This is a genomic window from Micromonospora sp. WMMD1082, from assembly GCF_029626175.1.
In the GTDB taxonomy this organism is placed as follows: Bacteria; Actinomycetota; Actinomycetes; order Mycobacteriales; family Micromonosporaceae; genus Micromonospora.
The window spans coordinates 2,661,621-2,675,498 of record NZ_JARUBM010000002.1 but is presented as its reverse complement, the minus strand read 5'-3'; the positions used below and the strand labels follow the sequence as shown (position 1 = coordinate 2,675,498).

At 73.2% G+C, this 13,878-nt stretch carries 14 protein-coding genes and 1 pseudogene; 6 read left to right on the top strand and 9 right to left on the bottom strand.

Features of this window, described 5'->3' with window-relative positions:
• Positions 1-31: 31 nt before the first annotated feature.
• Positions 32-886 (bottom strand): formate dehydrogenase accessory sulfurtransferase FdhD, encoded by an 855-nt coding sequence (fdhD, locus tag O7615_RS12345; protein ID WP_278177605.1) that lies wholly within the window; start codon positions 884-886, stop codon positions 32-34.
• Positions 887-1,055: 169 nt separating this feature from the next.
• Between fdhD and O7615_RS12340 the strand changes: the two genes are divergently transcribed.
• From O7615_RS12340 to O7615_RS12330, 3 genes are all read left to right on the top strand, one after another.
• Positions 1,056-1,688: an NTP transferase domain-containing protein gene (locus tag O7615_RS12340; RefSeq protein WP_347405084.1), complete on the top strand. Its 633-nt coding sequence runs from the start codon at positions 1,056-1,058 to the stop codon at positions 1,686-1,688.
• Positions 1,685-1,975, top strand: a complete 291-nt coding sequence (locus tag O7615_RS12335; protein ID WP_278177604.1) for a DUF6457 domain-containing protein — start codon at positions 1,685-1,687, stop codon at positions 1,973-1,975. The genes O7615_RS12340 and O7615_RS12335 overlap by 4 nt, the downstream gene beginning before the upstream one ends.
• A 135-nt stretch (positions 1,976-2,110) precedes the next feature.
• Positions 2,111-3,190 (top strand): hypothetical protein, encoded by a 1,080-nt coding sequence (locus O7615_RS12330; protein WP_278177603.1) that lies wholly within the window; start codon positions 2,111-2,113, stop codon positions 3,188-3,190.
• A 7-nt stretch (positions 3,191-3,197) separates the two neighbouring features.
• On the opposite strand, the gene O7615_RS12325 is transcribed toward O7615_RS12330, so the two are convergent.
• The 3 genes and pseudogenes from O7615_RS12325 to O7615_RS12315 form a co-directional block, all read right to left on the bottom strand.
• The gene (locus O7615_RS12325) at positions 3,198-4,154 is read right to left on the bottom strand and encodes a zinc-binding dehydrogenase (RefSeq protein WP_278177602.1); all 957 of its coding nucleotides are present in this window, start codon (positions 4,152-4,154) and stop codon (positions 3,198-3,200) included.
• A gap of 122 nt (positions 4,155-4,276) precedes the next feature.
• A pseudogene (locus O7615_RS12320) lies at positions 4,277-6,206 on the bottom strand (beta-propeller domain-containing protein).
• A gap of 139 nt (positions 6,207-6,345) precedes the next feature.
• Positions 6,346-6,804, bottom strand: coding sequence for an Lrp/AsnC family transcriptional regulator (locus O7615_RS12315; protein WP_278177601.1), 459 nt, complete (start codon positions 6,802-6,804; stop codon positions 6,346-6,348).
• A 59-nt stretch (positions 6,805-6,863) separates the two neighbouring features.
• On the opposite strand from O7615_RS12315, the gene ddaH reads away from it, so the two are divergent.
• The gene (ddaH, locus tag O7615_RS12310; RefSeq protein WP_278177600.1) at positions 6,864-7,697 is read left to right on the top strand and encodes a dimethylargininase; all 834 of its coding nucleotides are present in this window, start codon (positions 6,864-6,866) and stop codon (positions 7,695-7,697) included.
• A gap of 55 nt (positions 7,698-7,752) precedes the next feature.
• On the opposite strand, the gene O7615_RS12305 is transcribed toward ddaH, so the two are convergent.
• On the bottom strand, positions 7,753-8,955 hold the full coding sequence (locus O7615_RS12305) for an ABC transporter substrate-binding protein (RefSeq protein WP_278177599.1): 1,203 nt from the start codon (positions 8,953-8,955) through the stop codon (positions 7,753-7,755).
• 82 nt (positions 8,956-9,037) lie between these two features.
• On the bottom strand, positions 9,038-9,835 hold the full coding sequence (locus O7615_RS12300; protein WP_278177598.1) for an alpha/beta hydrolase: 798 nt from the start codon (positions 9,833-9,835) through the stop codon (positions 9,038-9,040).
• 103 nt (positions 9,836-9,938) lie between these two features.
• On the opposite strand from O7615_RS12300, the gene O7615_RS12295 reads away from it, so the two are divergent.
• Positions 9,939-10,544, top strand: coding sequence for a bacterial proteasome activator family protein (locus O7615_RS12295; RefSeq protein ID WP_278177596.1), 606 nt, complete (start codon positions 9,939-9,941; stop codon positions 10,542-10,544).
• Between the two features lie 85 nt (positions 10,545-10,629).
• On the opposite strand, the gene O7615_RS12290 is transcribed toward O7615_RS12295, so the two are convergent.
• The 3 genes from O7615_RS12290 to O7615_RS12280 all read right to left on the bottom strand — a co-directional run bounded on the left by O7615_RS12290 (position 10,630) and on the right by O7615_RS12280 (position 13,208).
• A complete protein-coding gene (locus O7615_RS12290; protein WP_278177595.1) occupies positions 10,630-11,442 on the bottom strand; it encodes an HAD family hydrolase in 813 nt (270 codons plus the stop codon).
• Positions 11,442-12,263 (bottom strand): HAD hydrolase family protein, encoded by an 822-nt coding sequence (locus tag O7615_RS12285; protein ID WP_278177594.1) that lies wholly within the window; start codon positions 12,261-12,263, stop codon positions 11,442-11,444. Before O7615_RS12285 ends, O7615_RS12290 begins: the two co-directional genes overlap by 1 nt.
• Positions 12,264-12,446: 183 nt before the next feature.
• The gene (locus O7615_RS12280; protein ID WP_347405083.1) at positions 12,447-13,208 is read right to left on the bottom strand and encodes a hypothetical protein; all 762 of its coding nucleotides are present in this window, start codon (positions 13,206-13,208) and stop codon (positions 12,447-12,449) included.
• A gap of 130 nt (positions 13,209-13,338) precedes the next feature.
• Here O7615_RS12280 and O7615_RS12275 point away from each other — a divergent pair, with 130 nt between their 5' ends.
• Positions 13,339-13,770 carry an OsmC family protein gene (locus tag O7615_RS12275; protein WP_278177593.1) on the top strand — a complete coding sequence of 144 codons (432 nt, stop codon included), beginning with the start codon at positions 13,339-13,341 and terminating at the stop codon, positions 13,768-13,770.
• Positions 13,771-13,878: the final 108 nt, after the last annotated feature.

Below are 13,878 nucleotides of genomic sequence, written 5' to 3'. Positions count from 1 at the left end.
CGCGCAGCCACACTGCCACGACCAGGGGAGGTCAGGGGGTGACGCGGTGGGGGGCGGTGTAGACGTTCATTGTTTGGCCGCGCAGGAAGCCGACCAGGGTCAGCCCGGCCTCGGCGGCCACGTCGACCGCGAGCGTGCTCGGTGCCGAGACCGCCGCGAGCAGCGGCACCCCGGCCATCCACGCCTTCTGGGTCAGCTCGAAACTGGCCCGGCCGGAGACCAGCAGCAGGTGCCCGACCAGCGGCAGCCGCCGTTCGCGTACCGCCCAGCCGATCACCTTGTCCACCGCGTTGTGCCGGCCCACGTCCTCGCGCAGCACCAGCAGCTCGCCGTCGGCCGAGAACAACCCCGCCGCGTGCGACCCGCCGGTGCGGTCGAAGCCCCGCTGCCCGGCCCGTAGCCGCTCCGGCAGCTCGGCCAGCAGCGTGGCGCTTACGGTGAGCGGATCGCCGGCCACGTCGAAGAGCGATCGGGTACGCACCGCGTCGATGCTCGCCTTGCCGCACACCCCGCAGGCGCTGGTGGTGTGGAAGTGCCGGGTGGCGTCGGCGACCGGGTCCGGCACGCCGGGCGCCAGGGCCACGTCGACCACGTTGTAGGTGTTCGGCGTCTCCGCGCCGGCACAGAGCTGCGCGGTGGACACGTCGTCCGCCGAGCGGATCAGCCCCTCGGTGAGCAGGAACCCGAGGGCCAGATCCAGATCCGCACCCGGGGTACGCATGGTGACGGAGAGGGGCCGGCGTCGGCCCGGACCCGCCGGCCCGACCCGGATCTCCAGCGGCTCCTCGGCGGCGAGGGTGTCCAGCCGCCGCACCCGGCCCTGCCCCACCTCCCCCGCACCAAGATCCACCCGCAACACCCCACGCCGCTCACTACCCCGTCCCACCCCACCATCCTCCCCCACCCTCCCCTCCCACCCTCCCGCTCTCCCGCCCGCTCTCCCAAACACTCGCTAACTTCATGATCAACGAGGGGAATGACGGGAGGGCGGGAGGATAGTGGGGTGGTGGTGTATGGGGCGGTGGTGCTGGCGGGGGGGGGGGTCGGCACGGAGGATGGGTGGGCGGGACAAGCCGGCGCTGCCCGTGGGCGGGGTGCCGATGCGCGAGCGGGTGCTCGCCGCGGTTGCCGATGCGGCGCCCCGGATCCTGGTCGGGCCCGGGCCGGCGCTCACGGGAGTACGGCTGACCCGCGAGGTACCGCCCGGCGGCGGGCCGGTTCCCGCCATCGCGGCAGGGCTGGACCTGCTTGATCCCGACGTGCCGGCCGTCGCCCTGCTCGCCGCCGACCTGCCGCTGTTGACCCGGGCCGCCGTCGGCGAGTTGCTGCGCCACCTGCACGGCACCGACCTCCACAGCGGTTCAGGCACCGGAACACCGAGCACCGCGAGGCCGGCAGGTGTCGGGATACCGCCGGGTATCGGGAGCGTGGGCGTGGACGGAGTGTGCTTTGTGGACGGGTTGGGGCGGCGGCAGACGCTGTGTGGGGTGTGGCGACCGGACGCCCTGCGTACCGCCCTGGACCGGCTCGCCGGACGGCGTGGTGGTGAGCTGGCCGGTGCACCGCTGCGGGATCTGCTGACCGATCTGGCCGTCCGCGAGGTGGCGTGGACCGGCGACGGCCCGGAGCCCTGGTTCGACTGCGACACTGAGCGTGACGTACGCCGGGCGGAGGAGTGGACGCGATGACGGTGATGGACGACTGGGTCACGGCCGCCTGCGCGGAGCTGGGTCTCGACCCGGCGCAGGTGCCGGTGCCCACCGTGCTCGACCTCGCCCGGGACGTGGCCCACCAGGTGCTGCGGCCGGGTGCCCCGGTCACCGCGTACCTGCTCGGCCTGGCCGTCGGACAGGGCGCGGATCCGGCCGTGACGGCGGCCCGTCTCGCCGCGCTGGCCGGCATCTGGCCGATCGAGCTGGGCGGCGACCGGCAACCCCGTGCCGACCCGGCGGGACCGGACCACCGCACCGAATGACCGATTGGCAGCCTCGTGCCGACCCGGCGGGGCCGGATCACCCGTACCGACTGACCGGCGTTGTCCGATCACGGTCCGCGCCGGTCCGTCCCCTCGGGCGGCTGGGTAGGGTGACCGGAACGGACGGAGGCGATCATGACGGCAGACCACCCCTCGGCGCCGCCCGGCACGCCGGCGCACCATGAGTCGATCCTGCTCGACGAGCCGAGCACGACCGATCTGCGGGCGAAGGTGACTCAGGCATGGCGGGAGTTTGCCCGGGCGCTGGCCGACCGGTTGTCCGCGCTACCGCCGGGAGCGCGCGTGGGGCTGACCCTCGATCCGACCGCCTCCGGCACCGACGACGCCATCTACTCCGTCTATGTCGAGGTCGGGACGGAGGGCCGGTTCGCCGCCCGGGCGGTGGGCAACGCGACCCTGCCGCAGGGTTACCGGCTGGACCGCGCGGCGGTCGCCGACATGGTCGCGCTGGGCTGGTCGCCGCCGGGTGTGGTGGAGGGCTCGGGAGACCAGTTCGGGCTGGACTGCGCGGTGGACGAGACCACCCGGTTGGCCGCGCTGCTGTCGCGTACCCTGCGGGACATCTACGGTGCCCCGCATCCGGCCTTCCTGGTCTACGTGATCGAGGACAGTGCGGGCGAGCCGCTCCCCGGGCAGGCACTGGGCACCGCGCGCAGCGAGGTCAACCTGGCACGGGAGATCGGCACCGAGCTGGAGAAGGCGCTGGCCGCCACGGGCGAGGGCGGCGTGGACACCGAGGTGCTGGATCTGGCCGAGCGGGTCCGTACGGTCGTGTCGACCATGCTCAGGTCGGACTCCGACCGGCTCCAGGTCGACTCCGACGGCGACATCAACATCCGGGCCGGCTCGGCGATGGTCTTCGTCCGGGTCCGCGACAACCCGCCACTGGTGGACGTCTTCTCCCCGGTGCTCACCGAGGTGGAGCCCACCGAGCGGCTCTACGTCAAGCTGTCCGAGCTGACCAACCGGATGCCGATCGGGCGCCTCTACTGTGCCGACGACACCGTGTGGGCGTCGATCCCGGTCTTCGGCCGCAACTTCCAGCCGACCCATCTGATGCTGGCAATGCAGGTGATGACCGGGCTCGCGGACGAGCTGGACGACCGCCTGCACGGCGAGTTCGGTGGCAAGCGGTTCTTCGGCGAGGGGGACAAGCCGGGGCGCGGCGAGCACCGCACCGGCATGTACCTGTGAGCGGCGGTCAGCGTACGTCGAGCAGGGTCTTGCCGACCGTGGCGCGGGCGCCGATCGCCGCGTGCGCGTCGGCCGCGCGGTCCAGCGGGAATCGCTGGCCGATCACCGCGCGCAGCCGGCCGGCCGCCGCTTCCGCCAGCGCCCGCTCGGTGTACGCCCGCAGCTGCGCGGGCGTCGGCGCCGGCCGGATCAGCGTCACGCCCCGCTCGGCGGCGGCCTCGGCACCGATGTCGGCCCACTCGCCGCTGGCCAGTCCGAAGCTGAGCATCCGGCCGCCCGGGTCGAGCAGCTCGAACGCCGTCCGTCCGATCGCGCCGCCCACTCCGTCGAAGACCACGTCGACCGCGCCGAGCGCCGACCGTACCCGCCTGGCCCAGTCGGGTTCGCGGTAGTCGACGGCGAGCCGCGCGCCCAGTTCGGGCAGCAGCGCCGTCTTGCGCGTACCGCCGGCGAGCCCGACCACCCGCGTGTCGGCGCGGGCCGCGAGCTGGACGAGCAGGCTGCCCACCCCACCGGCGGCGGCCTCGACCAGCACCCGGTCGCCGGGTCGCAGGCCGGCCGCGTCGGCTAGCATCAGCGCCGTACGCCCGTCGGCGAGCAGGGCCACCGCCTGGTCCAGGGGCAGCCCGTCCGGTACCGCCACCGGCGTCGCCGCGTCAACGACGACCCGCTCGGCGTACGCCCCGGAACCGCCGGTGCCGCTGACCACCCGCCGGCCGACGAGTCCCGGATCGACGTCCGCCCCGACCGCGCCGATCAGCCCACCGACGCCGTTACCCGGGATCACCGGCAGCGGCGCGGCCGACGGTCCGAAGCCGGTCGCCCGGAACTGGGTCTCCACGAAGGTGATGTTCGCGTGCACCACGTCGATCAGCACCTGACCGGTACCGGGCACCGGATCGGCCGCGGTGCCTGGCACCAGCACCTCCGGTCCGCCGAACTCGGACAACCACACCGCCCGCATCGCTCCCCCTCGCTGTCGATGGGCCCACGCCGTCAGTCGACTACCTCAACCACGGGTGAGGTCAAGGCGGGTGGGGCCCGGAAACCCCGAGGAACCGGGCCCCACCCGCGGGGGAGGAAGGTTCAGGTCGAGGCGATCCAGCCCAGGCTCCGGGCGGTGGCCGGATCGGTGGCCCGCAGGCCGGCGTCGGAGACGGTCCAGAGCACGTCGCCGATCACCAGCGACCGGCGTACCGACGCCGCCCGGCGCCAGGTCCCGGCGGTTTCTACGCTGGGGTGCGTCACCGCACCGATCTCGCTGATCGTGTCGCCGGTGACCCGCAGCAGCCGGATGCCGGCGTCGACGGGCAGCGCCACCAGGCCGGTGTCCGGCCGGTACAGGAAGGCGTGCGGGTCGTGTTCGGCGCTCGACCACCCGCCGGGCAGGTGCCACTGGTCCAGCCGGTCCGGCCGGGCCGGATCGCGGACGTCGAAGAGGGACACCTGCACGCCCTCGGTCCGCCCCTCGCGGTCGGCCTCCTGGCCGACGCCGAGCAGCCGGCCCTCGGGCAGCGGGTGCAGGTAACCCGAGTAGCCGGTGATCTTCAGCTCGCCGGTGACCCTCGGCGCGGCCGGGTCGGCCAGGTCGAGCGAGTAGAGCGGGTCGGTCTGCCGGAAGGTCACCACGTACGCGACCGGCCCGAGGTAGCGCACCGAGTAGATGCGTTCGCCCCGTCCCAGACCACCGACCGCGCCGACCTGCACCAGTGCCCCGCCGTCGCGGCGCAGGACGCGTACGGCCGACTCGGAGGTCCGTCCCTCGCCCCAGACGTCGCCGGTGGTGGTGGCCACCCGCAGGTGCCCCGCCCACTCGGAGAGCGCGTACTGGTTGATCAGCCAACCCGGCACCGCACCGGCGGCGAGGAAGCGGGGACGGCCCGCCGCGCCGGTGTCGAACTGGTAGATCTCGGTGACCTGGTCGGCCGAGGACGGCCGCCAGCGGGGCGTGGTGACCACCGGCATCGGTCGCTGACCGGCCAGGTAGAGGCTGGTCGCCGTGCCGTAGACGGTGTCGGCGTCGGCCGCGACACCGACCGGGTCGCCGTCGCCGAGCCGGTCGGCGGTGAGGTCGAAGCTGAGCACGGTGAGCGTGGACGAGCCGGTCATCCGCTCCGGGCGGCTGAGCCGGTCGCAGCCGACCCGCCCAGTGTGCCGCTCACGTCCCGCCGTCCACTCGTACTCCGGCAGCCACGCCTCGACACCGGCCCGCGCGATCACCTCGCGGTTCCGCTTGATCCGGGCCGGATCGCTGCCGTCGCCGTCGAGCGGGAACTCCAGGCGGGCCGTCGCGCGGACCACCACCCGGGCCGTGTCGCCGGTCAGCCGGGCGTCGACGGTGCTGCCCTGGATCCGGTACGTGCCGAGCACCCGGGGCTGGCCGGCCAGATCGACCAGCAGCAGGCGGGTCGCACCCGACGGGCCTGATCGACCGGTAGTCGAATGCCGGGTCGGGCACGTCCTCGCCGAGCACCAGCGCGCGGTCGCCGAGCAGCAGCAGCCGGTGCTCCGGCCAGCGCCACTCCTCCCGCCCGTCGGTCAGGTCGAGCTTCCCGACGACCCGGCGGCCGGCCGGGTCCACCACCCGCAGCACGCCGTCGGTGACCGTGACGATCCGCCGACCGTCGGTCTTCACCAGGTCGGGCTCGTCCGCGCCGGCCTCGTGGTTGTTCGTCGTCGAGTGACCCGCACCGGCGTCCTGGCTCGCGGCGTCGCCCGGGGCGCCGGCGAAGGTCCGCACCGTCGACTCGGCGCCGGCGGCGGTCACCCGGCCGGCACTGAGCAGCAACCCGTCACCGGGGAAGCCGTAGGGGCCGACCGCCGAGCTGGCCGCCGCGCGCAGCTCGGTGAGGGCGTCGGCGCAGGAGTCGAAGGAGACCAGGCCGACCGGCACCATCGGCGGCCCGACGCGGCCGGGTGCGCGCGACGCCGGTTCCGGCGTGGCGATGCTGCCGGCGAGCAGCGCGAGCGCGAGCAGCGTGCCGCCGACCGCGACAGCCTTCGTTCCCCGGTTCATGGCCGCTTCGACGCGGCGATCCCGGCGCCGGTTCCCCGCCCCGGCTACGGTCTCGCCGCGCGGCTCGCACCGCCCCGGTCGTGCCGCGCACCGCCCCGGTCGTGCCGCGCGGAGCCAGGTCGCAGCCGTGGGCCGGGGCTCAGCCGGTGGAGGGGCCGACGCCGGGGGACTCGGCCAGCCGGGAGAGCACGATCGTGCTGCGGCTGGAGGTCACGAACGTCTCGGCCCGCAGCCGCTCCAACGCCTCCTCCAGGTGGGCGATGTCGGCGGCGCGCAGGTGCACCAGCGCGTCGGCCTCGCCGGAGACGGTGTACGCGCCGACTACCTCGGGGTGGCGCCGCACCGCGGCACCGATCTGGGCCGGGGTGGTCCGGCCGGCGCAGAACAGCTCCACGAAGGCCTCGGTGGTCCACCCGACCGACGCCGGGTCGACGATGGCCGTGAATCCCCGGATCACCCCGGTCGCCCGCAGCCGGTCGACCCGCCGCTTGACCGCCGGAGCGGAGAGCGACACCCGGGTGCCGATGTCCGCGTACGAGGCGCGGGCGTCAGCCACGAGCAAAGCAATGATTCGCTGGTCAACGGCGTCGATCTGCAATGTTCCGCCTGAGAGAAGCAATGTTTTCGGCTGTTACCAAAGTTCTACCCTACCTACCCTTGGTCACCGTGAACCAGCAGCGAGTGTCGCGAAAGCGGACATATCTCATGTGCTCGCCCGAGCACTTCGCGGTCGAGTACGCGATCAACCCGTGGATGGACGTGACCGCCCCGGTCGACGCGGCGCTGGCGGTCAAGCAGTGGGACCGCCTGCGGGAGACCCTGCTCGGTCTCGGCCATGAGGTACACCTGCTGGCCCCCGAGCCCGGCCTGCCCGACATGGTCTACGCCGCCAACGGTGCCTTCGTGGTGGACGGGACGGTCTACGGGGCGCGGTTCAAGCACCAGCAGCGGGCCGCCGAGGCGGCCGCGCACCGGGCCTTCTACGAGTCGCGGGGCTGGCGGTTCATCGCGCCGAACGAGACCAACGAGGGCGAGGGCGACTTCGCGTACCTGCCGGAGGCGCACGGGGGACTCATCCTGGCCGGGCACGGCTTCCGTACGGAGCTGCCGGCGCATGCCGAGGCGCAGGAGGCGCTCTGCCGTCCGGTGGTCTCGCTGCGGCTGGTCGACCCGCGCTTCTACCACCTGGACGTGGCGCTCGCCTCGATCGACGACGGCAACGTCGTCTACTACCCCGGGGCCTTCTCGGCGGCCAGTCAGCGGGTGCTCGCCCAGCTCTTCCCCGACGCGGTGCTCGCGGACGACGAGGACGCCCTCGCCTTCGGGCTGAACCTGGTCAGCGACGGCGCCAACGTGGTGCTCAACAGCGAGGCGACCCGGCTCGCCGGCCGGCTCAAGGCGGCCGGCTACACGCCCCTGCCCGTGGAACTGGCCGAACTCAAGAAGGGCGGCGGCAGCGTGAAGTGCTGCATCGCGGAGCTGCGGCACTGAGCTTCGACGACGAAGGGCCGGCCTCCACTCGGAGGCCGGCCCTTCGCGCATCGACTCAGCCGAGCGTCGCCAGTTCGTTGACCAGCACGTTCGACAGCACCTGACCGTCGCGCTGCACCTCGCGCAGGTACCACTTCTGCTGGGGGGTGCGCGGCTGGTTGAACTGCCACGCGCCGCGCGGGCTGTCGATCTGCCCGATCCGGCCCAGCGCGAGGTTGACCTGCTGCGGGGTGGGTGCGGGGCCGGCGAGGCGGATCGCCTGGTCGAGCACCTTGGCCGCGTCGTAGGAGGCCATCGCGTACGTGGTCGGCGAGAGGTTGTGCTTCTTGCGGTACGCCGAGGCGAACCGGCGGTTGGCCGCGTTGTTGAGGTCGGCCGAGTAGTTCAACGCCGTCCGGATGCCGAGCGCGTCGTTGGCCGGCCTGATGCTCTCCAGCACCGTGCCCTCGGTGAGGAAGCCGGGGGCGTAGATCCTGCCCCGGAAACCGGCGTCGCGCAGCTGCATGATGAACTCCGCCGCCGCCGGACCGGAGTAGAAGCAGAAGACGACCGCGGGGTTGTTGGCCAGCGCCCGGTTGATGTCGGAGACGTAGGCGGTCTTGCCGGGGTTGCTGCTGCCGGAGGTCCAGACCACCTGGCTGGCGATGCGCGGGTCGGACTCGCCGAACTCCTGCCGGAAGCCGGCCAGCACGTCCTCGACGCCGACGATCCCTTCCGGCAGGATCGTCGCGACCCGGTCGGCGGGACCGAGTTCGTCCTTCAGGTAGCGGCCGAGCGCCCGGCCCGCCTCGTCGAGCACGTACGACGTACGCCAGATGTAGACGACGCTCTGCAGGCTCGACGGGGAGGCGTTGGAACCGATCAGCGGGACGCGGGCCTGTTCGACGACGTCCCGGATACCGAACATGACCGACGAACTGGCGACCCCGGTCATGGCGAGCACGCCCTGCTTGAGCAATCCGTCGACGGCGGCCTGGCCGGACTTGACGTTGTCGCCCTCGTCGGCCGTGAGCAGGTCGACGGGGTGGCCGCCGAGGCGTCGCTCGTTGAGGTCCAGGTAGAGGTCGAATCCGTTGGCCAACTCGTCACCGATGGCCTTGCCCGCACCGGACTGTGGCGCGATGAGCCCGATCTTGATCGGACTCGGTGTGCTGGTCGGTTCCTGCTCGCCATCGTCGGAGCCGCACCCAGCGACGAGTCCGCCCGTACCGAGTGCGGCCAGCAGTTGGAGTGCCCGCCTGCGGTTCATCTGCGACACCGGGTTCCCTTCAACAATATGTTGCCGGGCGGGATCCCCGCCCCTCCGGCGTTCTACCTGCTCGGCGACGCTGCGTCAATGGCTAGTGATCTTCGTGCAGAGACCGCAACGCGCCGGTTATCTCCGGCCAGGCCGCTGACTCGGGGTCGATGAGCCCGAAATGCTCGCATTCTGGCAGCTCAACTAGCCGGACATCGGCGCCTGCGGCCCGTCCGGCCGCCACATAGGCCCGGGAGATGCCGACCGGTACGTGCTGATCCAGCGTGCCGTGAATCACTACGGTGCGTTGTCGTAGGGGTACCAGTGACCGTGGATCGGCGGTGGCGTACCGCTCGGGTACGTCGGCCGGTCCGCCGCCGAGCAGCGCGGCCACCGCACCGGCGTCCAGATCCAGCCGGTACGCCTCGGTCAGGTCCGCGACCGGCGCGAGGGCCAGCACCCCGCCGACGACGCCGGGCGCGTGGGCCGCCGCGTACAGCGCGAGGTGCCCGCCCGCCGAGTGGCCGATCAGGATCGGCGGTGCCGGCGCGATCCGTCCGGGGAGCGCGGCGCCGGCCAACCCCGGCAGCGCGGACACGCCGGCCAACACGTCGGTCAGGGTATGGGGCCAACCACCGCCGGGTTGTCCGGTCCGCCGGTACTCCAACTGGGCGACCGGGTGCCCGAGCGCGGCCAGCGCGGCTGCCAGCGGGCCGGTGTGCCGTCGGTCGTACTCCGCGCGCCAGAAACCCCCGTGCACCACGACCACCAGCGGTCGGGGCGGCCCGGAGCCGACCGGCCGGCGCAGGTCGGCGATCTGGTCCGGGTGCTCGCCGTAGGCGACGGTCACGTCCGGCTCGGGCGCGGGGCGGGTGAGCACCGCCCGGGGATCGGAGGGCATCGGGCGACGGTAGCGCGGTTCACCGCGGCCCGGGGATGCGGACACCCCGCCCGAGGGTGGGACCAGCGGGCCGGCGGGCGGCGGTGGCGGCCACTGGGTAAAGATGGATGGCATGACCGAACCGCACTCCGCTGGACAGAACGACGAGCCCGCCCGGGACGGCACCGGGCACTCCGGAACCGTGGTGGTGGTCGGGCCGGACGGCCGGCCCGTCGGCACGGTGCAGACCGACGACGGGCCCGACGACGATCCGTCGCGCCTGGTCGAGCAGCCGGCCAAGGTGATGCGGATCGGCAGCATGATCAAGCAGCTGTTGGAGGAGGTCAAGGCCGCCCCGCTGGACGACGCCAGCCGGCACCGGATGCGGGAGATCCACCAGCGGTCGATCGTCGAGCTGAAGGAGGGGCTCGCCCCCGAGCTGCGCGAGGAGTTGGAGCGGCTCTCGCTGCCGTTCAACGAGGATCAGGCGCCCAGCGAGGGCGAGCTGCGCATCGCCCACGCCCAGCTGGTCGGCTGGCTGGAGGGGCTCTTCCACGGCATCCAGGCGGCCCTGGTCGCCCAGCAGATGGCCGCGCGGGTGCAGTTGGAGCAGATGCGTTCCGGCCGGCAGGCGCTGCCCAGCGGGCCCGGCGGGGCGGTGCTGCCGGGCATGCCCGGGCTGGGCCAGCCCGGCGGCGGCGAGGGGCACAGCACCGGCCAGTACCTCTGACCCGCCGCAGGGCCGTCCCCCGGCGGCCGCGTCGCGGCTGAGCGTGCGGTGCCCGAGCTGGCACCGCACGCCGGCGGGCGCCGGCTCAGTCCGCCCCGAAAACCTTCTCCAGGTACGCGGCCACGCCGTCCGAGGAGTTCGCCGAGGCGACCTCGTCAGCGATCGCCAGGACGGCCGGGTGCGCGTTGGCCACCGCCACGGCCCGGCCCGCCCAGGTGAGCATCGGCACGTCGTTGGGCATGTCGCCGAAGGCCAGCACGTCCGGCGCGGTGACCCCGATCCGGCGGCAGTACCATGCCAGCCCGGCGGCCTTCGTCACGCCGGCCGCCGAGATCTCCACCAGGCCGGAGTGTGAGGAGTGGGTGGCCTCCGCCAGCCCGGCGAGGGCCGCGGCCACCAACTGGGTGAACCGGTCCGGGTCCTGCTCGCCGGCCCGCGCCAGCACCTTCACCGCCGGCGCCGACAGCAGCTCCTCGGCGGTCTCCACGGCCCGGATCGCCTTGTCGTCGGCGTCCCAGCGCAGCGGGTAGTGCGCCTCGTGCCGCATCTGCCGGCCGTCGACCACCTCGACCGCCAGGCTCACCCCGGGCACCTCGGCCCGCAGCCGGCGGACCACCTCGGCGAGCAGTTCCGGGGCCAGCGGGTCGGCCCGCAGCACCTCGTCGGTGACCGGGTCGTAGACCACCGCGCCGTTGGCGCAGACCGCGGGCAGCGGCTCGGCCAACTGGTCGTACACCAGCCGGAGCCAGCGGATCGGCCGGCCGGTGACCAGCACGACCGGCGTGCCCTGGGCGGAGATCCGGGCCAGCACCGCGGAGGTGCGGGCGCTGAGCGTACGGTCGTCGCGCAGCAGCGTGCCGTCGATGTCGCTGGCGATCAGGCGTGGCGTTCCATCCATCACCGGGAGAGTAGCCGGTCGAGATAGACCGCCACCCCGTCGTCGTCGTTGCGCAGGGTCACGTCGTCGGCGACCGCGCGCAGGCTCGGGTGGGCGTTGGCCACGGCCACCCGGCCCCAGCCGGCCCACTCGAACATCGGCAGGTCGTTGGGCATGTCGCCGAAGACCAGCACGTCGGCCGGGTCCACGCCGAGGCTCTGTGCGATCACGCTGAGCCCGGACGCCTTGTCCACCCCGGGCGGGCAGATCTCGATGAAGCCCAGCCCGGCCTGGGTGAGCGTGGCCAGGTGCGGCGGGACGATCTGTCGGGCGACGGCCAGCAGCTCGTCCACGTGGTGATCGGCGGTACGCGCGAACGCCTTGATCACGTCACCGGCGAGGCACTCGTCGCGGGTGCGTACCTCGAACGCGTCCTGGTAGGGCCAGGCGGGGTGATAGTCGCCCCAGAGCGGGGCGTCGTGCTCGTCCGACGCCTCGACCATGATCGTCAGCGGGCCGACCGCGGCCTCCAGATCGGCCAGCAGGACGGCTAGCACCTCGCTGGAGAGACGTTCGTCACGCAGCACCACCGGCCCGGTGGGGTCGCTCTGGTCGACCACCCGGCCACCGCCGGCCAGCACGAGGAAGTCCGCGGCGCGGATGTCGTTGCGGGTCAGCTCGGTCAGCCGGGGACCGCGACCGGTGGCGCCGACCACCGGGATGCCGGCGGCGCGCACCCGGTCGAGGACCTCGTGGGTGTAGGCCGAGACGGTGTCGTCGCTGCGGACGAGCGTCCCGTCGAGGTCGGTGGCGATCAGCTTGGGCAGGCCCGGGCGGTTCATCGTTCCTCCTTCGCCCGCCGCCGTCGCGACCAGCCGTTCGCCTCGTCGATCGGCGACCGGCGTGACGGCGGGCAGCAACCGTACCCCGCAGAACAGGTCGCAACCATGGCTTCCAGGCGAATCGGGTGCCAACGGGCGACGCCCCCGAGATGGCCTGCCCGATCACCCGGCCGTCGACGCGGGTCAGTCGGGTGGCGCCTCGCGGGCGAAGGGAACCGTCGGCGTGACGGTGATGTCGGCCGGCGGCCGTGCCCCGTCCGGCGGCTCGCCGTCGGGGCGCTTCCGGGACCGACGACGCCATCCGTCCGGGGCTGCCGGATCGTCGTCCGGCGCGCCGGCGAGGTCGGTGGCGGCGGGCGGACCGGCGGACCCGCGCGGGGCGCGGGCGAGCGCCGCGGCGAACAGCCCGACGGCGACAAAGGCGACGATCAGGCCGCGCCCGTACTCGATGTCGAAGGTCAGCTCCGTGTTGTAGATCATGTTCCGCCGCAGCGTGTCGTCGAGCGACGAGACGGTCGCCGCGAGCAGCGCGAGCACGCCGGCGGCGAGTGCCAGCCCGGCGACCCGGGCGTTGGCCCGAACGGCGGCCGTGCCGCGCAGCGCGAGGGCAACCGTGGCACCCAGCGCGAGGAGCCCGATCAGGTAGGCGGAGCCCAGCCCGATGTCGGACACGCCGTTGGTCACTTCGAGCGGGGTGGCGGGATCGGGACCGCCGTTGGGGATGATGAACGTCGACCATTCGCCCAGCAGTGAGGCCAGCGCCGCCACCACGCCGAGCCCGGCCAGCAGCATCGGCACCCGGTGGTCGCGGCCGAGACCGCCGAACGTCCGGCGGAGCCGACCGGTCGCGGGCGACTCGTCCTCCGTGCCCCACTCGACCACGCTGGTGCCGTCGGAGCGGTCGTCCTGACGGGGGATGGGGAGGTCGTGGGTCACATCGGTCACCCTCTCCTGCTGGCGCGCCCGTGGATCGTGTCGAATCATGGCACAGCAGGCCCGCCGTGCCGAGGACGCTGAGGGTGCGGCCGGGGCGGGTCGGTCGCCTCGCGACGCCCGGTGGACTAGCGTCAGGTGCATGCCTATCCGTACCGCTTCCGCACGCTGGCAGGGCAACCTCCCCGAGGGTTCCGGCACCATCCGCACCGGCAAGGGCGGGCTGCAGGGGAACTACTCCTTCAAGTCCCGGTTCGAGGAGGGTGAGGGCACCAACCCCGAGGAGCTGATCGGCGCCGCGCACGCCGGCTGCTTCTCGATGGCCTTCTCCAAGGCGCTCGCCGACGCCGGCGCGACGCCCACCTCGGTGGAGACCACCGCGAAGGTGCACCTCGACAAGACCGATGCCGGCTTCACCGTCACCCGGATCGAGCTGGACACGGTCGGCGACGTGCCCGGCATCGACGAGGCGCAGTTCGCCAAGCTGGCCGAGACCGCCAAGCAGAACTGCCCCATCTCCCGCCTGCTCTCGCCCGGCGCCGACATCACCCTCACCGCCCGCCTGACCTCCTAACCCACCCCGCGACCCCCGCGCCCCACCTCAACCCGCGTCGATCTTGCACTTTTGGTCGCCGTTATGTGGCGTTTACGCCGTTCTGGGCAGACCGGAAGTGCAAGATCG